The sequence below is a fragment of the Rhizobium sp. Root491 genome, from assembly GCF_001427205.1.
Taxonomy (GTDB): Bacteria; Pseudomonadota; Alphaproteobacteria; order Rhizobiales; family Rhizobiaceae; genus Agrobacterium; species Agrobacterium tumefaciens.
This window is the reverse complement of record NZ_LMFF01000015.1, coordinates 229,881-249,631: the sequence shown is the minus strand read 5'-3', so window position 1 is coordinate 249,631 and position 19,751 is coordinate 229,881. Positions and strand designations below refer to the sequence as shown.

Here is a 19,751-nt window from a genome sequence, read left to right as displayed (position 1 = left end):
TACAGCATGCACGCATAAACCGGAATCGATTTTCGTGACGTCCGAAACATGCCGCGCAAGAGCGTGCAGCGGTTTTGCAATAACGAGATGCGTTAAAACAAGGACTTAAAGCTTATCGCCAATCTGAAACATCACGACACGCTTGAGCAAAAGACCTCAGCTGGCCAGAAGCGCCTGGACCTTGCCGCAATAACGCTTGGACACCGGGTTCATGCGGGTGGCGGCGTGGCCGGCATTGTAACGCAGGATCGTGCTGCAAACCTCACCGCCGCCAAGCTGGTGGGCGGTTGCCAGATATTGCATGCCCCAGCGAATATTGGTCTCGGGGTCGAAGAGGGCTTTGGTCGTGCCGCGAAAGCCCATCATGCGCGCCGTTGCCGGCTTGATCTGCATCAGCCCGACCTCGCCCGCGCTGCCGCGAGCCCTAGGGTTGAACTTGCTTTCTACAGAAACGACGGCATGGGCCAGATTGGTGGGGACGCCGTAACGCTTGGCATATTTGACGATCAGATCGGAATAGTCGTTCTTGAGCGACGAAGGCAGGCTCTTTTCGGGAACGGGATAACCGGGCGTACGGAAGAAGGTCCCCAGCGTCACGGTTTTGGTCTTGACGTCCTCGTCTTTGGCAAAAGCAATCCCCGCCTGCGAAACGAGCATAGCAACGCCCGCTGCGACAGCAACAAAAACTCTGTTCATCTGTTGAAATAGTCTCCAGATCGGATAACCGGAACAATGAAACGATAAAAACGTCCAGCGCGCGGAAAGTCGATTACGACCTTCTACCGTCCAGTCTCCTTGATTGATATTGACGGCAAGCTCCCCTGAAGAACAGCACCGCGTCCACTGCGGCTCTTAGACTTCCTCAATGCGGATTAACTGTGGCACAACAAAAAAATCGACTTGCGCGACCGGGAAACGGGGAAGGCTTTTCCAGAAACGGCGTTCAAACGGCCGAAAATTTCGGAAGGCTGGCAATCAGCCGATGCAGCGTGTCGATCGTGGAAAAATCCGCGATACCATCCACCAGCGCCGGGCGGAAATGCCGCTGAAAGGCGGCCACGGCACCTTCTGTTTTTTCGCAATATGCGCCTGTTATTTCAACGCCATATCCGTAAATGGATAGCATGGACTGGAGTGCTTCCACCGGCTGGCCGTGATCGCCGCGCTGAAAAAAACGTCCGCCGCGGATCGGCGCTGGCTCTACCCAATGACCGACACCGTGCCGCGACAGGATGTCCCATGGGAATTTTTCACCCGGATCAACCTTGCGGATCGGCGCCACATCGGAATGCGCAAGCACCCTTTCAGGGGCGATAGACCACCGCTGGCCGCAATCGCGACACAATTCGATGACGGCAGCTACCTGTTTTTCCGGAAATTCCGGCAGGCCGCCCGGATGGCCCTGATTGGCGATTTCAATCCCGATGGAGCGGGAATTGATGTCCGCCTCCCCCGCCCAGCTGCTTTTGCCCGCATGCCAGGCGCGGCGAGTTTCCGCAACAAGCTGCATGACACGCCCGTCTTCAAAAACGAAATAGTGGCTGGAGACCTGGCTTTCGGGATTGCAGAGCCAAGAAAGGGCGCCATCGGCGGTCGTCATGCCGGTATAGTGCAGGAGAATGATATCCGGGCCCGCCACGCCCTGTCTTTCGCCATGGTTGGGAGAAGGCGCAACGGTTGCGCCCCCGAAATCCGGGTTGAAATCCGGCAGAAATTCACTCATGCGACGCGGCGTTCTTTCTCGATGGCCTCATAGGCGGCATTGAGAGCCGCCATACGCTCATTCGCGGCAGCGTGCAATTCCATCGGCACACCGCGCGCGATGAGCTTGTCCGGGTGGTGCTCGGCAACCAGCGAACGGTAACGCTTGCGAATATCCAGAAAGTCGTCCGAGGGCGAAACGCCAAGCACGCGATAGGGATCGCGCCCATCCATATGAACGTGCCGTGCCATGATCGTTTCGAAATGATCTTCGGTAATATGGAAGATTTCCGCGATACGGCCGAGAAACGCCAGTTCCCGCTCGTGTATCAAGCCGTCTGCCTTGGCGATGTGGAACAGGCCATCGATGACGCTTTCCAGCATCTCGCAATTGTCATGGCCGGAGCCGCAAAGACCGGCAAGACGTTCGGCATAGGCCTCGTATCCCGCAACGTCCTGGCGTGCGAGATTATAAAGGCGGGCAACGTTTCTGGCTTCTTCTTCAGGAAAATCGAAAATCTGCCGGAAGGCGCGCACTTCGGCATCGTTCACGACACCGTCGGCCTTTGCCATCTTTGCCGACAGCGCGATAATGGCCACGGAAAAAGAAACCTTGCGGCGGGTCTCCGGATCTCCCTCGAAAAGGGTACGGATCGCCTCTACCACGCGACCGAGCGTGCTGCCTGCCGCGTCACCGATCGCGCCGAGCAGCCGTTCCCACAGGGATGAAATATGCAAACAGGCGAAATCGAACATCATGACGCCAAGCATGACGGCATATCGCCGTGAATGCAATATGCGCGGCGCCGCTGCGGCATTAACTTTTATTCATTTTTGCGACAGTTTTTCTTCAGGAGCAAGGGGGCGGCAAACGGGAGAGCAACGGTTTTCCACAGACGGCGAAGCCTGGTGCAAGGTTGGAGGCGATTGAAACGATTATATTCGGCTTCTTTGCCCAAGCTGCTGAAAAACCGCGAGAAATCGGCATTTTTCGTGATAAATTCACTTTACACCTACACGTGGCTGTCGCATCCATTTGCCAGACATATCTTTCTATCCAAGCAAAGGAGAGCCACAATGGCCAAACAGAAAGTCGCAATGCTGACCGCGGGTGGCCTTGCTCCCTGTCTCTCTTCAGCCGTTGGCGGCCTGATCGAGCGTTATAGCGACGTCGCGCCTGATATTGACATTGTGGCCTATCGTTCCGGCTATCAGGGCGTGCTTCTGGGCGACCGGATCGAGATCAACAAGGACATGCGCGAAAAGGCGCATCTGCTGCACCGTTATGGCGGATCGCCGATCGGCAACAGCCGCGTAAAGCTCACCAACGCTGCCGATTGCGCCAAGCGCGGGCTGGTGAAAGAGGGTGAAAATCCGCTGCGCGTTGCCGCCGAACGGCTGGCTGCCGACGGCATCACCATTCTCCACACCATCGGCGGCGACGACACCAACACCACGGCCGCCGACCTTGCCGCCTATCTCGGCGCCAACGGTTACGATCTGACCGTCGTCGGGCTGCCGAAGACCGTGGATAACGACGTGGTTCCGATCAGGCAGTCGCTCGGCGCATGGACCGCGGCCGAAGTGGGCGCTTCCTTCTTCGACAATGTCAGCAACGAGCAGAGTGCTGCGCCGAAGACCTTTGTCATCCACGAAGTCATGGGCCGCCATTGCGGCTGGCTGACGGCTGCGACCGCCCGCGCCTACATCCAGAAGACCAACGGCAATGAATATGTCGAAGGACTGATGATGAACACGCAGATGAAGAACATAGACGGCATCTACCTGCCGGAAATGGCGTTCGACATCGAAGCGGAAGCCGAACGGCTGAAGGCGATCATGGACAAACACGGCTACGTCACGTTGTTCGTTTCCGAAGGTGCGGGGCTCGATTCCATCGTTGCCGAACGCGAAGCCGCCGGTGAGGCCGTCAAGCGCGATGCCTTCGGCCATGTGAAGATCGACACCATCAATGTCGGCGGCTGGTTCCAGAAGCAATTCGCCGGCCTCATCGGCGCGGAACGCTCCATGGTCCAGAAATCCGGTTACTTCGCCCGCTCCGCTCCCGCCAATGGCGACGATCTGCGCCTCATCCAGGGCATGGTCGATCTTGCCGTCGAAAGCGCGCTGAACAAGGTCTCGGGCGTCACCGGCCACGACGAAGACCAAAAGGGTAAATTGCGGACCATCGAGTTTCCGCGTATCAAGGGCGGAAAGCATTTCGACCTGTCTGCAAAATGGTTTACCGAAGTGATGGAACACGTCGGTCAACCGTTCACAGCGGCCTAATTTTACGATAGGCTGGAGAAAGCGGCGACAGGGAGGGCAAGGAGGAAGAGAATGTCTGGACAGGCGTGGCTGGTTTTTTGTGCAGCATGTGCCGTTGTGTTCGCACTTCCCTCTCCCCTTGTATTCTCTGTCGCCTCCTATGCTGCTATCCGCGGCAGAAAAACGGTGTTTGCCTCCGTCACTGGCGGCGCGCTTGGCATCGTCACAGCCATGACGATATCTGCGATTCCAGCGGCTGGCCTTGCCTATCTGCCGCATGCCTTTGTGGAAATCGTTCAGTGGACTGGTATCGGCTGGCTGATTCTTTTCCTGTTATGGACCTTTGCCACCCCCGCCGCCCAGGCAGCCAATGCAGACAATGACAATCTGCCCGGCAAATCATCCAGCGGCATTTTCCGTGATTGCTACGCCATTGCAGCGTTACGTCCGCGCTATTTCATGTTCTTCCTGGCACTGTTGCCGCAATTCGTTTCCACCTCCGGCAATGCGGTCGAAACGCTGGCCGTAGCGCAGGCCGCAATCCTGTTGCTGGCACTTGGCATTCTGGCAGCGCAGGCACTCTTTGCCGGCTCCACGCTGGCACTGGTGCGCCGCATGTCCGGCAATAAAAAAATCCGGCCGAAATACCGCACTCACTTCATTTCTGGCCGTGCCGTCAGCGCCGGATACCGCCGCATCGCCGCCTGAAAAACCGCGATGCCACGTCCCGGCTTGCCGCTATCCTTACAATAGGTTAATGAAGGCTCGATGGGACACTGCCTGCTTCGCTCGACGCGGGGGTATCGACAGACAGGCATAACGAAGGCGGCAACATGCGAAATTCGGCAAAATTCCGCGGAAGAAGCGCACTTCTTCTGTCTTCCACGGTGGGCCTTGCACTGGCTTTGGCCGGATGCACCAGCGTCGAATATGCCGCAAAGGAAGGGCCGAACGGCCCGAGAATAGCCGCAGTCAACCAAACCGCACCGGCACAAGCCTCCGCACAGTCGGAAACGGCTGGGACCCCGGCTGATGCCGCCGCACCGGCAGCACATGCCACTGACGTGGCAGCCTCTTCCCAGCCCGAATCGCTTCCAACCGTCGCCGCCGTCAAGGGTGGCCGCGTGGCGCTGCCGCCGGCAGCCGAAATTGCAGCGGCAGTGGCAAGCCCAACCCAGATGCAGCCGCAGCAACAACAGACAGAGGTCGCGCAGGCAACGGTAACGACAGCCGCGCCGACGACGGCTGCGGCTCTTACACCGCACGCCGCAACGCCGGCAGCCGCAGCGATCGAAACCGCAAGTGCCGCCGCGAAACCGGCGGCCCACAACTCTGCCGCCGACCTGCCGCAGGTGGTTGCCGTCAAGGGCAGCTTCCCGCCCGCACCGCCGCCGCCCGGAACGCCGTCGATCGGTACCGAACTGACCGCGGAGCGCAAAGTCATTCCCCTGCCCAAGCCGGACAGCACGGTTCTGGCCTATGCGGCCGGTCCGACCAACGCCGCCCTTGCCGCTATCCGGCAGAACGAAACGATGACGGCGCCGTACAAATCCGCGCCGGCCGGACGTGAAAAGCTGAGCGGGCTTATTTCGAAATACGCTGTCATGTATAATGTGCCGGAAGATCTGGTGCATCGCGTGGTGCAGCGTGAAAGCAGATACAATCCCGGCGCCTATAATGGCGGCCACTTCGGCCTGATGCAGATCAAGCACGCCACGGCCCGCTCCATGGGCTTTGATGGTCCCGCCTCTGGCCTGTTCGATGCCGAAACCAACCTCAAATATGCCGTCAAATATCTGAGCGGCGCCTGGCTTGTTGCTGACAACAACCGGGACAATGCTGTCAGGCTTTATGCACGCGGTTATTATTACGACGCCAAGCGCAAGGGCATGCTGCACGTTCTGCGCAAGTAAGCCTTTGAGCAGCGCCGGGACTGCAATGCAGCAAAGCAGCTTTTCTTAAAAACGTCGAGCACGTCACTTTTGTCATCCTCGGGCTTGTCCCTGGGATCTGCAAGCTTTTGATTTTACGATATGTGCTTAGATCCTCGGTACAAGCCCGAGGATGACGTCGCATCCAAATCTAAGCTTGAGACCTGAGTTGGTTTCACACCGCCTTTTCGATTCGTTACGTCGGCCCACAACCCCTGTCATCAAACTGTAGCGTCGTGACTGTAGACGCCTCTCAATCTATTGAGAGGTGAACATATGACGAGTGCGGCACCCAAGACCGGCTTCAGCAAGAATACGAAACTGAAGTCCGCATTGCTCCAGCACAAGGCGCTCTCGAAAAGCGGTTTTTCCGAGCGGTTCTTCGGGGTTCTCTTTTCCGGTCTGGTTTATCCGCAAATCTGGGAAGACCCGGAAATCGATATGGAAGCGATGGAGCTTGCTGAAGGCCACCGCATCGTCACCATCGGCTCGGGTGGCTGCAACATGCTGGCCTACCTCTCCCGCAACCCTGCCAGCATCGATGTGGTGGATCTTAACCCGCATCACATCGCCCTCAACAAACTGAAGCTTGCCGCCTTCCGCCATCTCCCGGCCCATCAGGATGTGGTTCGCCAGTTCGGCCGCGCCAATACGCGCAGCAATAGTCACGGCTACGACCGATTCATCGCCGACCATCTCGACGACACGACCAAGGCCTACTGGTCGAAACGCACCCTATCCGGCCGTCGCCGCATCTCGGTATTCGACAGGAACATATACCGCACCGGTCTGCTCGGCCGTTTCATCGGCGCCGGCCACCTTATGGCGCGCCTGCATGGCGTCAAGCTGACCGAAATGGCCAATAGCCGCACGCTGGATGAACAGCGTCGATTCTTCGACAGCAAGGTCGCACCGCTGTTCGACAAGCCGGTGGTGCGCTGGCTCACGAAGCGAAAAAGTTCGCTGTTCGGCCTTGGCATTCCACCCCGCCAATATGACGAGCTGGCAAGCCTTTCCAGCGACGGCACGGTCGCCTCCGTCCTCAAGGAGCGGCTGCAAAAGCTTGCCTGCAACTTTCCGCTCAGCGACAATTATTTCGCCTGGCAGGCCTTCGCGCGCCGTTATCCCGAGCCGCATGAGGGTGCTCTTCCCGCTTATCTCAAGCGGGAATATTACGAGACGATCCGCGACAACACCGCCCGCGTTGCCGTGCACCACGCCACCTATACCGAGCTGCTTTCCAAAAAGCCGGCAAACGGCGTCGATCGCTACATTCTGCTCGATGCGCAGGACTGGATGACGGATGTGCAGCTCAACGAATTGTGGTCGCAGATCAGCCGCACCGCCGCTCCCGGCGCCCGCGTCATCTTCCGCACCGCTGCCGAAAAGAGCGTGATCGAAGGCCGTCTCTCGGCCGATATCCGCAACCAGTGGATCTATCTCGAGGAACGCTCCAATGAGCTCAACGCCATGGACCGTTCGGCCATCTATGGCGGCTTCCATATCTATCAGAGGGCTCTGGCATGAAAACCATCGGCGAGAATGTCGGCCTTGCGGATGAGGCGCATGCGAGCCTGATGGACCGCATGTATCGCCACCAGCGGCATATCTACGATATTACCCGCAAATATTACCTTCTGGGCCGCGACAGGACCATTTCCGGCCTCGACGTGCCCAAGGGTGGCACGCTGCTTGAAGTCGGCTGCGGTACCGGCCGCAACCTGCTGCTGGCCAGCCGCAAGTTTCCGGAAGCAAGACTGTTCGGTCTCGATATCTCCGCCGAAATGCTGCTGACCGCATCCGAGAATTTTACCGGAAAGACGGAACGCCCCGTTCTGCGCGTGGCCGACGCCACCGCTTTCCGCGCCGCAGAATTCGGTCAGCCGGACGGTTTCGACCGAGTCATGATCCCCTATGCGCTTTCGATGATACCGGACTGGGAAAAGGCGATCGAACAGGCGCTGACAGCTCTCAAGCCCGGCGGCTCGCTGCACATCGTCGATTTCGGCCAGCAGGAACAGTTGCCCAAGTGGTTCCGCGCACTTTTGCAGGCATGGCTCACCCGCTTCCACGTCACGCCCCGCGCCAATCTCCGTTACGTTCTGGCCAACATGGCAGGCCGTTTTGACGGTAATCTCGAATTCGAGGAGATTGCCCGGGGTTACGCTTGGCGGGCCATCATCACGCTTCCGGTCGCCGAAGTGCAGCCAAAAGTCAGCCGAATTCTGGCAGACGCCTGATCATCAAGGTTCAAGGCGCCTCGCCTCTGCAAATCCGGGCAAGACGCTGCCAGCCAGCGGTCCTACAAGTATACGCCACTGGGACTGAAAGACCGCAAATCTCTTGGAATCCAGCGACTTGCGAGCCGAAAAAAGGCCACTGCCCCTTGCCATAACGGCTTGTTTACCATGTTATGGGTAAATCGGGAGACGCGGCGCGCCATTTTGCGGCCGTGGATGGGCAACAATAATTCATCAGGGTTCCAATGCGGCTGCGTCTATCGGCACTTTTGTCGGCTATGTTGTTGATCGGCGGCTGTACGTCCACGAGCTATGACCTGCTTGAAACGGCTTCTGTTTCCAAGCCGAAATTCTCCGATACCGACCCACAGGATTTTGGCACGAACAACCCGCATCGCCACGAGGTGCATGGTATCGATGTGTCCAAATGGAATGGCGACGTCGACTGGCGGACCGTGCGCAAATCCGGCGTTTCCTTCGTCTTCATCAAGGCCACCGAAGGCTCAGACCGCATCGATCCGAAATTCGGCGACCATTGGCGCAGTGCGGCGGCGGCAGATATCCTGCACGCGCCATACCATTTCTATTATTTCTGCTCGACGGCGGACGCTCAGGCCGACTGGTTCATCAGCAACGTGCCAAAGGAAGCCGTCACCCTGCCGCCGGTTCTCGATGTTGAATGGAACCCCTCCTCCCCCACCTGCAAGACGCGCCCGGCCCCTGGCATCGTCCGTGCCGAGATGCAGCGTTTCCTCGACCGCCTCGAGGCCCACTACGGCAAGCGCCCGATCATCTACACATCGGTCGACTTCCACCGCGACAACCTCGTTGGCCAGTTCAAGAATTACCATTTCTGGGTGCGCTCCGTCGCCGCGCATCCCGCCAAGATTTACGAAGACCGGCAGTGGGCCTTCTGGCAATATACGGCCACCGGCGTCGTGCCCGGCGTCAACGGCCCAACCGACATCAATGTCTTCGCCGGAAGTGAGAAAAACTGGCGGAAATGGATCGCTTCGGCCAAATAATACGGCCAAGAAGCAACACATTCGAAAAATCGGCGTTCTTCTGCACCGGCAGATCGCTGGACCCGTTTTTTTGTCGCAAACATGTGGGTAAAGCGGGCTAACAACCTATCGAGGAAATTCCCATGCCCACTTTTCGGTCGCGCAGCATCATTTTTGCCGCCGCTCTGTCGCTTCTCTCCACCGGCTCCGCCCTTGCCACACCGCCTGTGGCCTCGCCTGACGATCCAAAGCAGGTTGCGTGCGGCGGTGATCTAGGCGCATTTCTTGAGGGCGTGAAGGCTGAGGCCGCTGCCAAGGGTGTTCCGGCGGCTGCCATCGAGAAGGCGCTGGCCGGCGCGCAGATAGACCCCAAAGTGCTTTCGCGTGACCGCGCACAGGGCGTCTTCCGCCAGACCTTCCTCGAATTTTCCCAGCGCACCGTCAGCCAGGCCCGTCTCGATATCGGCCGCAAGAAGCTGCAGGAGCTCTCATCAACCTTTGCCCGTGCCGAGAACGAATTCGGCATACCGGCTGGCGTCATTGCCGCCTTCTGGGCCATGGAGACCGATTTCGGTGCCGTCCAGGGCGATTTCAACACCCGTAACGCGCTGGTGACCCTCTCGCACGATTGCCGCCGCCCGGAACTCTTCCGTCCGCAATTGCTGGCCCTCATCGAAATGGTCCAGCACGGCGATCTCGACCCCACGTCCAACACGGGTGCATGGGCCGGTGAAATCGGCCAGGTACAGATGCTGCCCAAGGACATCATCGCTTTCGGCATCGATGGTGATGGCGATGGCCATGTCAACGTCAAGAGCAGCGCACCGGATGCGATCCTCACGGCGGCGAAATTCATCCAGCACCTCGGCTTCAAGAAGGGCGAACCCTGGATGCAGGAAGTTTCCGTACCGGAAAACCTGCCCTGGGAGAAATCCGGCCTCGGCGGTTCGCTTACCGCCGGTGACTGGTTTACCCTTGGCGTGACCCCGCGCGACGGTAACAAAAATTTCGCCTCCCTGCCCGCAGCCCTCATCATGCCGCAGGGCCGCAAGGGACCGACCTTCCTCACCTATCCCAACTTCAACATCTATCTGGAATGGAACCAGTCGTTCATCTACACGACCTCGGCTGCCTATTTCGCCAACCGTCTGATGGGCGCCCCTGTCTATAACAAGGGCAATCCCGATCCGGGCTTCGATGACGCGACGATGAAAGAGTTGCAGACCAAGCTTGAAGCGCGCGGCCACGATGTTGGCAAGGTGGATGGAATTCTCGGTTCTGGCACCCGCGTCGCCATCCAGAAGGAACAGCAGCGTCTCGGAATCCCTGCGGATGGATGGCCGACCCAGGCACTTCTCCAGGCGCTTTAACCTGTGTTAATCGCACCTTCGAGCCTTTAATCTATCGGCCGGAATCAAGGCATAAACTGTTAATCTCGACCGGATGACTGGGGATAACACCCCGGTCATTTACTTTTTTTAAAGATATGAAGCACTGCGTGATGAGAAAATAATCTTTTATTTTCAACAAATTACAGAATTTACTTTTTTAAGCGGCCACGAAGCATGCTGCACCGCATCACAGAAACCGCTTTTCAAGTGCCACAAAACGGTCATATTATCGAACCTGTCAACAACAGGAGGCACCCATGGGACTTACAAAATCTCTCAATGCCTTGGCAGTCGGTTTGGCGTTTTTGTTCGTAGCGATGATGCTTTTCATCTGACGAGACGTGAAGACCAAACGCAGAAAAGAACCGTAGATGACACGAGTTTGAAAAGCGCAGGTCCTGTCGGGCCTGCGCTTTTTTCCTGTCGTAAATGGGATATCTGAAATCAGGCGGCGCTGCGGCGCAAACGTTCAAGACCGAGGTTCTCAAGCACCGCATCGACCAGCGGCGCACGGTTCATGGTGTAGAGATGGAACTCGTTGACACCGCGCCGTTGAAGATCGGCGATCTGCTCGGCAGCAACTTCCGCCGCAACGCGGGCGCGTCCCTCGAGATCGTCATCATAACCTGCAAAACGCTCATCCAGAAAACTGGGCACACTGGTACCGCAGCGGCCGGCGAAACGCTTGAGCTGGGTCAGGTTCTGGATCGGCATGATACCCGGAACGACCGGAATGGTGATGCCCGCAGCCGTAACCCGCTCCATGTAGCGCTCGAACACGTCATTATCGAAGAAGAACTGCGTCAGCGCCCGCGTTGCGCCGTTGTCCGCCTTGCGCTTCAGCATATCGATATCGACCGCATCGCTGGCGCTCTCCGGGTGCTTTTCGGGATAGGCAGAAACGGAAACCTCGAAATCGCTGATATCGCGTAGCCCCTTCACCAGAGCGGCAGCATTCTCGTAACCTTGCGGATGCGGCCTGTAATCCGTGCCGATACCGGTCGACGGATCGCCGCGCAGCGCCACGAAATGGCGAACGCCGGCATTGCGAAACTCTTCAACGACCTGATGCACGTCGTCACGGCTGGCATCCACGCAGGTCAGGTGCGCGGCGGTCGGCAGATGACTGTCACCGATCATCCGGCGCACCGCATCCAGCGTCGGCGCCTTGGTGGAACCGCCCGCGCCATAGGTGACGGAAACGAAATCCGGATCCCATTTCTTCAGCTCGGCAACCGTTTCCCAGAGCTGGTTCTCCATCTCGGGGTTCTTGGGCGGGAAAAACTCGAAAGATAACCGGATATCGCCCCGGATTTCGCCATTGTGGCGCGCGGTTTCCGACCTCAACATATCATGCCCTCCCGGCAGCAAGTAAAACGGCCTCTTGCACCACATCGTCTGCCATCAGCAGCCGCTGGTCGCGGGCAACCCATATCGTGACGTCCAAGGATTCATCGGACGCCCGTTCAGAATGAAGATCGACGGCGCGGTCGAGCACGAGCCCGGCCTTTTTCAGCCATTCATCCATAAGCGGATGCGAAAAGCCGAGCCGCACATGCGCATGCTCATCACGAAGATGCTCGAAGGAATGGGGTGCAAGATCGATGACGATCAGCCGGCCACCGGGACGCAACATGCGGGCGGCTTCGGAAAGCGCGATCTCCGGCTGGTCGAGAAAATGCAGAACCTGATGGATGACGATCAGATCGAAATCCTGGCCTTCCAGCGGCAGGTTGAGAATATCGCCATGGCGAACGGATGCATTGACCACGCCCGCCTTGTCCAGATTGGAGCGCGCCACCGACAACATGTCGCGGCTGGCATCGACACCGATTGCCCGGCGATAGATGCCGCTCAGAAGCTGCAGGATGCGGCCCGTGCCGGTACCGAGATCGAGCAGCGAGTCGATCGGGGTGGTTCCGACCAGCTTCAGCAATGCCCCTTCCACGGCCTCGTCGCTCACATGCAGGCGGCGCAGCTCGTCCCAGGCGGAGGCATTGCGGCTGAAATAATCCTGCGCCCGCTCCGCCCTTACCCGCTTGACGGTGGCAAGGCGTTCACTGTCGCGCTGGAGAACGGCGTCAGAGGGCGATGCGGCGCCCAGCAGCTGCCTGATAACAATGGCGGGCTCGCCATCCTGCCGCAGGCGGAAATAGGCCCAGGCGCCTTCCTGATAGCGCTCGATCAACCCTTCTTCCGTCAAAAGCTTGAGATGACGGGAAATACGGGGCTGCGACTGGCCGAGAATTTCGGTGAGATCGGTGACGGTCAGATCGCCGGCCGCCAGAAGCGCCAGCAAGCGAAAGCGCGTCGGCTCGCCGGCCGCCTTCAAGAGATCCACCAATTTATCCAAACCGAACGCCACGTTTGCCGCACCTTGCAATCTAATCAACATATAAAGATATCTTTATGTCGGCGTCACACGAGATGCAAGCGCAATTTGCCACGCTCTCCCCTTAAGCCCCATTTATTGCATCAAAAAAGGCCCGCTTTTGGGCGGGCCTTTCTGAAGTGATCCGAGAACAGGATTAGCGCGTCAGGCGCTTGTAGCTGACGCGGCCGGGCTTGATGCTTTCCGGGCCGAGACGACGGACCTTGTCCTTTTCATAGTCTTCGAAGTTGCCTTCGAACCATTCCACGTGGCTGTCACCCTCGAAGGCGAGGATGTGAGTGGCCAGACGGTCGAGGAACATGCGATCGTGGCTGATGATAACGGCGCAACCGGCGAAGGCTTCCAGCGCTTCTTCGAGCGCTGCCAGCGTTTCCGTATCAAGGTCGTTGGTCGGTTCGTCGAGCAGCAGCACGTTGCCGCCTGCCTTCAGCATCTTGGCAAGGTGAACGCGGTTACGCTGACCACCGGAGAGATTGCCGACCTTCTGCTGCTGATCGCCGCCCTTGAAGTTGAAGGCGCCGCAATAAGCGCGGGAGTTCGTTTCGAACTTGCCGAGCTTGATGATGTCGTTGCCGCCGGAGATTTCCTCCCAGACGGTTTTGTCACCCGCCAGCGTATCGCGGCTCTGGTCGACGTAACCAAGGTGCACGGTCTCACCAATGGTCACCGAACCGCTATCGGGCTTTTCCTGACCGGTGATCATGCGAAACAGCGTGGTTTTACCCGCACCGTTAGGGCCGATGACGCCGACGATGCCGCCCGGAGGCAGCTTGAAGGTGAGGTTTTCGATCAGAACCCGGTCACCATAGGACTTTGTGAGGTTTTCCGCCTCGATAACGACGCGGCCCAGACGCTCGGCGACCGGAATGACGATCTGCGCGTCGCCGGGACGGCGATTTTCAGCGGCTTCCACCAGTTCGTCATAAGCGCGGATACGCGCCTTGGACTTCGTCTGGCGAGCCTTGGGGCTGGAAGCGATCCACTCCTGTTCGCGGCTGATGGCCTTCTGGCGCGAGGCGTCTTCGCGGGATTCCTGCTGCATGCGCTTGGCTTTTGCCTGCAGATAGGCGGAATAGTTGCCTTCGTAGGGAATACCACGGCCACGGTCGAGTTCGAGAATCCAGCCGGTGACGTTATCGAGGAAGTAGCGATCGTGGGTGATCATCATCACGGCGCCGGGATAGTCGCGCAGGTGCTTTTCGAGCCAGGCGATGGTTTCAGCGTCAAGATGGTTGGTCGGTTCGTCGAGCAGCAGCAGGTCAGGCTGCGAAAGCAGCAGCTTGCAGAGCGCCACGCGGCGACGCTCACCACCCGAAAGGCCGGTTACTGCCGAGTCGCCAGGCGGGCAACGCAGCGCATCCATGGCCATTTCGACCTGATTTTCCAGATCCCACAGGTTCTGGCTGTCAATGATGTCCTGAAGCTTTGCGCCCTCATCCGCCGTTTCGTCGGAATAGTTCATCATCAGCTCGTTGTAGCGGTCGACGATTGCCGTCTTGCTCGCCACACCTTCCATGACGTTTTCCATCACGGTCTTGTTTTCGTCGAGCTTCGGCTCCTGCTCGAGATAACCGAGCGTCGCACCCTCAGCGAGCCAGGCCTCACCGGTATATTCCTTGTCGAGACCGGCCATGATCTTCAAAACGGTCGACTTACCGGCACCGTTCGGACCGAGGATACCGATCTTGGCATCGGGGTAGAAGGAGAGATGGACGTTCTCAAGAACCTTCTTCGCGCCATAGGACTTGTTCAGCCCGGCCATGTGATAGATGAATTGACGTGCCATTGTAGCGAATGCTCCACATCGGATTTTAAAGAGTACGTATCGGGAAATTTGCCGCTATGTAGGGTAAATAGGACCTTGGGGCAACCTCTGGCACGATTATGACCCCATGATTATGACAAGGGATACCATGGCAGGCACGGGTGAAAGCATGAATGAGACGACGGATGACTTGACGTTCAGCCGGATTGAGAGGCTCGACGCTCCATCAGGCGCATCCATCGCCTTTCGCCACCAACCCTCTGCCCTTTCTCCGGCACGCGGCGTGCTGATGATCTGCCACGGCCTGGTGGAGCACGCCGGCCGTTACCGCCGTTTTGCCGATGTCATGGCAAAGCAGGGTTTCGAGGTATACGCCCACGATCATCGCGGCCATGGCCGCACAAAGGCTGCCGATGCGCCTCTGGGTCGCTTCGCCTGGAAGGACGGAGCCAGCAAGGTCGTTGCCGATGTCATGGCGATGCGCCGGATGGTCGGCGAAAGACATCCCGGCCTGCCGGTCATCCTGTTCGGCCATTCCATGGGCGGCCTCGTGGCGCTCAACACCGCCGTCAGCCATCCGGATGCCTTTGATGGTCTGTCCATCTGGAATTCTAACCTCAATCCCGGTGTCATGGGCCGTCTTGCACAGATCGTGCTGCGCCTTGAAAAGATGCTGAAAGGCTCTGATGTGCCGAGCGCCATCCTGCCCAAAGCAACCTTCCGTGCCTGGAATGCCAGAATGCCGGAAAAACGCACTCATGCGGACTGGCTGAGCCATGACAGGGTAGCGGTGGACGCTTATGTGGAGGATCCGCTTTGCCAGTTCGAGGCCAGCGTCTCCCTGTGGCAGGATGTCTTTGAATTGTCCTATCGTGCGCCGAGGCTCATCGAACGCCTGCCGAAGACGCTTCCGATTTTGCTTGTCAGCGGCGATCAGGATGCCGCGACCAATGACGGCAAGGAGATCGTCTGGCTTGCCGAACGCTTCCGCGAAGCGGGTTTCGGCCATGTCGAACACACGATCTATCGGGGCATGCGCCACGAAACCCTGAACGAGATCGGCTGGCATGCCGTGGCTGCGGATTTCGCCGCCTGGTGCGGCCGCGTCGTTGGCAACTGACGAGCCTTTGCCGAAACGGAATAAGTCCATGAGATAAAATCACATGCGGCAATGCGGGGAGACGTCTATAAACCGGCAAGCAGAAAACACCGGGGGACAAATGACCGAAACGCCGAACAGGAAACCGCCACTATCAGGCATTCGCGTCATCGAACTGGCGCGTATTCTGGCCGGTCCCTGGGCGGGGCAGATGCTGGCCGATATGGGTGCGGATGTCATCAAGGTCGAGAACCCTGAAGGTGGAGACGATACCCGCGCATGGGGTCCGCCCTTTGTCGAAAGCGCCGATGGTGAAAACCTCTCCGCCGCCTATTACCATGCCACCAATCGCGGCAAACGCTCCATCGTCGCCGATCTCAAGACGGCGGAAGGCTGTGCGCTGGTGCGGCGGCTCGTGCGCACCGCCGATGTTGTCATCGAGAATTTCAAACGCGGCGGGCTTGCCAAATATGGCCTCGACTATGAGAGTCTCAGGGTTCTCAATCCGAAGCTGATCTACTGCTCCATCACCGGCTTCGGCCAGACCGGGCCCTATGCCGATTTCGCCGGATACGACTATATCGTGCAGGGCATGTCCGGCTTCATGTCGATCACCGGCGAACCCGACGGTCAGCCTATGAAGGCGGGCGTTGCCGTTGCCGATATCTTCACCGGCATCTATTCCGTGTCAGCCATTCAGGCCGCGCTGATCCACGCCATGCGGTCAGGTGAAGGCCAGCATATCGACATGGCGCTTCTGGACGTGCAGTCGGCCGTGCTCGCCAACCAGAATATGAATTACCTGATTTCCGGCAATGCCCCCGTCAGGCTCGGCAACGCCCATCCGAATATTTCCCCCTATGAGGTGGTGCCGACGGCTGATGGTTTCCTGATCCTCGCGGTCGGCAATGACGGCCAGTTCCGCCGCCTCTGCAATATTCTCGGCATTGGCGCGATTGCCGATGACGAGCGTTACGCGACAAACAAGGCGCGCGTGGCGCATAAGGCAGAGGTGCGGCGGATCGTTTCCACCGAAACGCTGAAATGGCAGAAGCGCGATCTTCTGACCGCCTGCGAGCAGAACGCCGTACCGGCCGGGCCAATCAACTCCATCGAGGAAATGTTCGCCGATCCACAGGTTCAGGCACGCGGCCTGCGTGTTGATCTCGAGGCGCAGGATGGCACCGTCATCCCCGGTGTGCGGACACCGATTATCATGTCACAGACGCCGCTGCGTTACGAACGCCCGAGCCCGAAGCTTGGCGAGCATCAGGCGCAAGTGCTGGCCGAACTGGAAAACATCGAAAGGACCACGACGCCATGAAAGCAACCGGAATGAAAAGAACAGGCGGACAACTGATCGTCGAAGCGCTGAAAGCCAATGGCGTCTCCCGCGTTTCCTGCGTTCCCGGTGAAAGCTATCTGGCGGTGCTGGACGCGCTTTATGAAAGCGGCATTGAAACCGTGGTCTGCCGCCAGGAAGGCGGCGCTGCCATGATGGCCGACACCTGGGGCAGGCTGACCGGCGAACCCGGCATCTGCATGGTAACGCGCGGTCCCGGCGCAACCAACGCCTCGGCCGGCCTGCATATCGCAAGGCAGGATTCCATTCCGATGATCCTGTTCATCGGCCAGGTACAGCGCGAAGCCCGCGAGCGTGAGGCGTTTCAGGAAGTGGAATATCGCCGCGCCTTTACCGAATTCGCCAAATGGGTGGGCGAGATCGACGATGCGCGCCGCATTCCGGAATTCGTCACACGCGCCTTTGCCGTCGCCACCTCCGGCCGCCCCGGCCCCGTGGTGCTGACGTTACCCGAAGACATGCTGGTTGAAGAGGTTGAAGCCCCCGAGGCAAAGCCCTATACGCCGGTCGAAGCGCATCCCGGCCCGTCGCAGATCGCCGCTTTCTCAAAAATGCTGGGCGAGGCCAAGCGGCCAATCTTCATCATAGGCGGCACACGCTGGTCCGAAGAAAGCGTCGCAAGCTTCAGGGCTTTTTCCGAAAGGAACAAACTGCCCGTCGGCTGTTCCTTCCGTCGCCAGATGCTGTTCGATCACTTGAGCCCATCTTACGCGGGCGATGTCGGAATTGGCATCAACCCGGCCTTGGCGAAGGAAATCAAGGAAGCCGACCTCGTGGTGCTGCTCGGCGGTCGCCTCTCGGAAATGCCTTCCTCCGGCTACACGCTGATCGACATTCCCTACCCGTCGCAGAAACTTGTCCATATCTACCCGGAAGCCGAAGAGCTTGGCCGCGTCTATCGCCCCGATCTCGCAATCTGCGCCTCACCGGATGATTTCGTCGCCGCCCTTTCTTCCGTAACGCTCCCCGATAACGCCGCCTGGGCGGACCGCACGGCCACCATGCATTCGGCTTACCTTACCTGGTCGACACCGCCGCAGACCGGTCCGGGCGCGGTGCAGATGGGTCCGATCATGGACTGGATCGAGGCCAACGTGCCGGATGATGCCATCTTCACCAATGGCGCGGGCAACTATGCCACCTGGGTGCACCGCTTCCACCGCTTCCGCCGCTTCAACACTCAATCGGCGCCGACCTCCGGCTCGATGGGGTACGGCCTGCCCGCGGCTGTGGCCGCCAAACACCTGTTTCCCGAGCGCGAGGTGATCTGCTTTGCCGGTGATGGCTGCTTCATGATGCATGGGCAGGAATTCATCACCGCCGTGCGGTATGGACTGCCGATCATCACCGTGCTGGTCAATAACGGCACCTATGGCACGATCCGCATGCATCAGGAACGGGAATATCCCGGCCGCGTCAGCGGCACCGATCTCGTCAACCCGGATTTCGCGGCCTTCGCCAAGGCCTATGGTGGCCACGGCGAAACGGTCGAAAAGACGCAAGACTTCGCCGCGGCCTTCGAACGCGCCCGGGCAAGCGGCAAGCCCGCCATCATCGAGGTGAAGCTGGATGCCGAAGCGATCACGCCAACCCGCACGCTGACCCAGATCAGAAGCCGGACCTGATATTGCGCATGGACATGGCTCCGGCATGGTGTAAATCCTGACTAGAACATACAGGTTAGGAAACGACATGCCGGATGCAGCCCCTCCCGTCATCACCCCACGTGGCGCAAAGATCGAACCTTCGGCTGGTGCGCCATTCGAGGCCGTGCGCGTGGCACGCGATGTCCTGCACACATCCCGCACAGCGGCGCTCGCGACCCTCGATCCGGTCAGCGGTTATCCCTATACGACCGCCACCAATATCGGCATAGAGCCGGATGGTACGCCGTTCTTCTTCGCGGCGGGCCTGACGCTGCATGCCCGAAACATGGAGGCCGACCCGCGTATCTCGTTGACACTTGCCCCCTTCGGCAAGGGTGACGCGCTGACGCTGGCCCGGCTGACACTGGTAGGCAAGGCGGAACTGATCGATCCGGAAGAAGTGCCGCTTGCCAGACAGCGCTACATCGACCGCTATCCCAAGGCAAAACTCTACCTCTCTCTTCCCGATACAAGGCTCTACCGGCTGCGGACAGAGGGCGTGCAGATTAATGGTGGCCCTGCCCGTAACGCCAGCAACATCACACCTGCCGATCTGCGCAGTGACCTTTCCGGCGCGGAACAGCTGATGGCTGCGGCAGCGGACGAGGCCGCGCGCCTCAACGCCATCAAGGGTGAGGCATCACGGCTGGCCGCTCTTGCGGGTGCGAAAACCGCACGCTGGAAAATCACTTCCATAGACCCTGATGGTATCGACCTCGCCTCAGCCAACGACCTGGCACGGCTGTGGTTTGCAGAACGGGTGAAGACGTTGAAGCAGCTTGAGAAGGCGCTCGCCCAGCCAGTGAAGTGATGGGCGCAAGCGATTCACAAACCTGGGACAATCGCCTCTCCTCCGTCATGCTCGGGCCTGTCCCGAGCATCTGCTACCTATCAATTTGCGATACGTGATTGGATCCTCGGGGCAAGCCCGAGGATGACAAAACGAGCGTT

Annotated in this window: 17 protein-coding genes; 11 read left to right on the top strand and 6 right to left on the bottom strand. The window is 59.0% G+C overall.

What is annotated here, in order from left to right; all coding sequences use genetic code 11:
• Positions 1 to 156: 156 nt before the first annotated feature.
• From ASD46_RS17855 to ASD46_RS17845, 3 genes are all read right to left on the bottom strand, one after another.
• A complete protein-coding gene (locus ASD46_RS17855; RefSeq protein WP_025594054.1) occupies positions 157 to 696 on the bottom strand; it encodes a lytic transglycosylase domain-containing protein in 540 nt (179 codons plus the stop codon).
• 247 nt (positions 697 to 943) lie between these two features.
• Positions 944 to 1,723, bottom strand: a complete 780-nt coding sequence (locus ASD46_RS17850) for an N-acetylmuramoyl-L-alanine amidase (protein WP_019565273.1) — start codon at positions 1,721 to 1,723, stop codon at positions 944 to 946.
• Positions 1,720 to 2,460, bottom strand: coding sequence for a J domain-containing protein (locus ASD46_RS17845; protein ID WP_013636520.1), 741 nt, complete (start codon positions 2,458 to 2,460; stop codon positions 1,720 to 1,722). Before ASD46_RS17845 ends, ASD46_RS17850 begins: the two co-directional genes overlap by 4 nt.
• A gap of 318 nt (positions 2,461 to 2,778) precedes the next feature.
• On the opposite strand from ASD46_RS17845, the gene ASD46_RS17840 reads away from it, so the two are divergent.
• From ASD46_RS17840 to ASD46_RS17810, 7 genes are all read left to right on the top strand, one after another.
• Complete coding sequence (locus tag ASD46_RS17840) at positions 2,779 to 3,990, top strand: pyrophosphate--fructose-6-phosphate 1-phosphotransferase (RefSeq protein WP_003513264.1); 1,212 nt, start codon at positions 2,779 to 2,781, stop codon at positions 3,988 to 3,990.
• 51 nt (positions 3,991 to 4,041) lie between these two features.
• Positions 4,042 to 4,677: a LysE family translocator gene (locus tag ASD46_RS17835; RefSeq protein ID WP_025594056.1), complete on the top strand. Its 636-nt coding sequence runs from the start codon at positions 4,042 to 4,044 to the stop codon at positions 4,675 to 4,677.
• A 125-nt stretch (positions 4,678 to 4,802) separates the two neighbouring features.
• A complete protein-coding gene (locus ASD46_RS17830; protein WP_035198613.1) occupies positions 4,803 to 5,882 on the top strand; it encodes a lytic transglycosylase domain-containing protein in 1,080 nt (359 codons plus the stop codon).
• 294 nt (positions 5,883 to 6,176) lie between these two features.
• Positions 6,177 to 7,427 (top strand): DUF3419 family protein, encoded by a 1,251-nt coding sequence (locus ASD46_RS17825; protein WP_013636523.1) that lies wholly within the window; start codon positions 6,177 to 6,179, stop codon positions 7,425 to 7,427.
• Positions 7,424 to 8,140 (top strand): class I SAM-dependent methyltransferase, encoded by a 717-nt coding sequence (locus ASD46_RS17820; protein ID WP_013636524.1) that lies wholly within the window; start codon positions 7,424 to 7,426, stop codon positions 8,138 to 8,140. The genes ASD46_RS17825 and ASD46_RS17820 overlap by 4 nt, the downstream gene beginning before the upstream one ends.
• Before the next feature lie 245 nt (positions 8,141 to 8,385).
• A complete protein-coding gene (locus tag ASD46_RS17815) occupies positions 8,386 to 9,165 on the top strand; it encodes a GH25 family lysozyme (protein WP_013636525.1) in 780 nt (259 codons plus the stop codon).
• Positions 9,166 to 9,287: 122 nt separating this feature from the next.
• Positions 9,288 to 10,514, top strand: a complete 1,227-nt coding sequence (locus ASD46_RS17810) for a lytic murein transglycosylase (protein ID WP_003513276.1) — start codon at positions 9,288 to 9,290, stop codon at positions 10,512 to 10,514.
• Between the two features lie 465 nt (positions 10,515 to 10,979).
• Here the strand turns inward: ASD46_RS17810 and metF are convergent, their stop codons facing one another.
• The 3 genes from metF to ettA form a co-directional block, all read right to left on the bottom strand.
• Entirely contained in the window at positions 10,980 to 11,885 is a 906-nt protein-coding gene (metF, locus tag ASD46_RS17805; RefSeq protein ID WP_013636527.1) for a methylenetetrahydrofolate reductase [NAD(P)H], read from the bottom strand.
• Between the two features lies 1 nt (position 11,886).
• Positions 11,887 to 12,900 (bottom strand): ArsR/SmtB family transcription factor, encoded by a 1,014-nt coding sequence (locus ASD46_RS17800; RefSeq protein WP_060642549.1) that lies wholly within the window; start codon positions 12,898 to 12,900, stop codon positions 11,887 to 11,889.
• A 163-nt stretch (positions 12,901 to 13,063) separates the two neighbouring features.
• Positions 13,064 to 14,713 (bottom strand): energy-dependent translational throttle protein EttA, encoded by a 1,650-nt coding sequence (gene ettA / locus ASD46_RS17795; protein WP_003513287.1) that lies wholly within the window; start codon positions 14,711 to 14,713, stop codon positions 13,064 to 13,066.
• A 127-nt stretch (positions 14,714 to 14,840) separates the two neighbouring features.
• On the opposite strand from ettA, the gene ASD46_RS17790 reads away from it, so the two are divergent.
• The 4 genes from ASD46_RS17790 to ASD46_RS17775 all read left to right on the top strand — a co-directional run bounded on the left by ASD46_RS17790 (position 14,841) and on the right by ASD46_RS17775 (position 19,611).
• Positions 14,841 to 15,812 carry an alpha/beta fold hydrolase gene (locus ASD46_RS17790; protein WP_174041015.1) on the top strand — a complete coding sequence of 324 codons (972 nt, stop codon included), beginning with the start codon at positions 14,841 to 14,843 and terminating at the stop codon, positions 15,810 to 15,812.
• A 100-nt stretch (positions 15,813 to 15,912) separates the two neighbouring features.
• Complete coding sequence (locus ASD46_RS17785) at positions 15,913 to 17,115, top strand: CaiB/BaiF CoA transferase family protein (RefSeq protein ID WP_060642548.1); 1,203 nt, start codon at positions 15,913 to 15,915, stop codon at positions 17,113 to 17,115.
• The gene (locus ASD46_RS17780; protein WP_025594064.1) at positions 17,112 to 18,779 is read left to right on the top strand and encodes a thiamine pyrophosphate-binding protein; all 1,668 of its coding nucleotides are present in this window, start codon (positions 17,112 to 17,114) and stop codon (positions 18,777 to 18,779) included. Before ASD46_RS17785 ends, ASD46_RS17780 begins: the two co-directional genes overlap by 4 nt.
• A 67-nt stretch (positions 18,780 to 18,846) precedes the next feature.
• Positions 18,847 to 19,611 (top strand): HugZ family protein, encoded by a 765-nt coding sequence (locus ASD46_RS17775; protein ID WP_025594065.1) that lies wholly within the window; start codon positions 18,847 to 18,849, stop codon positions 19,609 to 19,611.
• The last annotated feature ends 140 nt before the right edge of the window (positions 19,612 to 19,751 follow it).

Excerpts from the sequence above, each read along its gene's own strand:
- ASD46_RS17855 (WP_025594054.1), bottom strand. The coding sequence starts at position 696 with ATGAACAGAGTTTTTGTTGCTGTCGCAGCGGGCGTTGCTATGCTCGTT.
- ASD46_RS17850 (WP_019565273.1), bottom strand. The coding sequence starts at position 1,723 with ATGAGTGAATTTCTGCCGGATTTCAACCCGGATTTCGGGGGCGCAACC.
- ASD46_RS17845 (WP_013636520.1), bottom strand. The coding sequence starts at position 2,460 with ATGATGTTCGATTTCGCCTGTTTGCATATTTCATCCCTGTGGGAACGG.
- ASD46_RS17840 (WP_003513264.1), top strand. The coding sequence starts at position 2,779 with ATGGCCAAACAGAAAGTCGCAATGCTGACCGCGGGTGGCCTTGCTCCC.
- ASD46_RS17835 (WP_025594056.1), top strand. The coding sequence starts at position 4,042 with ATGTCTGGACAGGCGTGGCTGGTTTTTTGTGCAGCATGTGCCGTTGTG.
- ASD46_RS17830 (WP_035198613.1), top strand. The coding sequence starts at position 4,803 with ATGCGAAATTCGGCAAAATTCCGCGGAAGAAGCGCACTTCTTCTGTCT.
- ASD46_RS17825 (WP_013636523.1), top strand. The coding sequence starts at position 6,177 with ATGACGAGTGCGGCACCCAAGACCGGCTTCAGCAAGAATACGAAACTG.
- ASD46_RS17820 (WP_013636524.1), top strand. The coding sequence starts at position 7,424 with ATGAAAACCATCGGCGAGAATGTCGGCCTTGCGGATGAGGCGCATGCG.
- ASD46_RS17815 (WP_013636525.1), top strand. The coding sequence starts at position 8,386 with ATGCGGCTGCGTCTATCGGCACTTTTGTCGGCTATGTTGTTGATCGGC.
- ASD46_RS17810 (WP_003513276.1), top strand. The coding sequence starts at position 9,288 with ATGCCCACTTTTCGGTCGCGCAGCATCATTTTTGCCGCCGCTCTGTCG.
- metF (WP_013636527.1), bottom strand. The coding sequence starts at position 11,885 with ATGTTGAGGTCGGAAACCGCGCGCCACAATGGCGAAATCCGGGGCGAT.
- ettA (WP_003513287.1), bottom strand. The coding sequence starts at position 14,713 with ATGGCACGTCAATTCATCTATCACATGGCCGGGCTGAACAAGTCCTAT.
- ASD46_RS17790 (WP_174041015.1), top strand. The coding sequence starts at position 14,841 with ATGGCAGGCACGGGTGAAAGCATGAATGAGACGACGGATGACTTGACG.
- ASD46_RS17785 (WP_060642548.1), top strand. The coding sequence starts at position 15,913 with ATGACCGAAACGCCGAACAGGAAACCGCCACTATCAGGCATTCGCGTC.
- ASD46_RS17780 (WP_025594064.1), top strand. The coding sequence starts at position 17,112 with ATGAAAGCAACCGGAATGAAAAGAACAGGCGGACAACTGATCGTCGAA.
- ASD46_RS17775 (WP_025594065.1), top strand. The coding sequence starts at position 18,847 with ATGCCGGATGCAGCCCCTCCCGTCATCACCCCACGTGGCGCAAAGATC.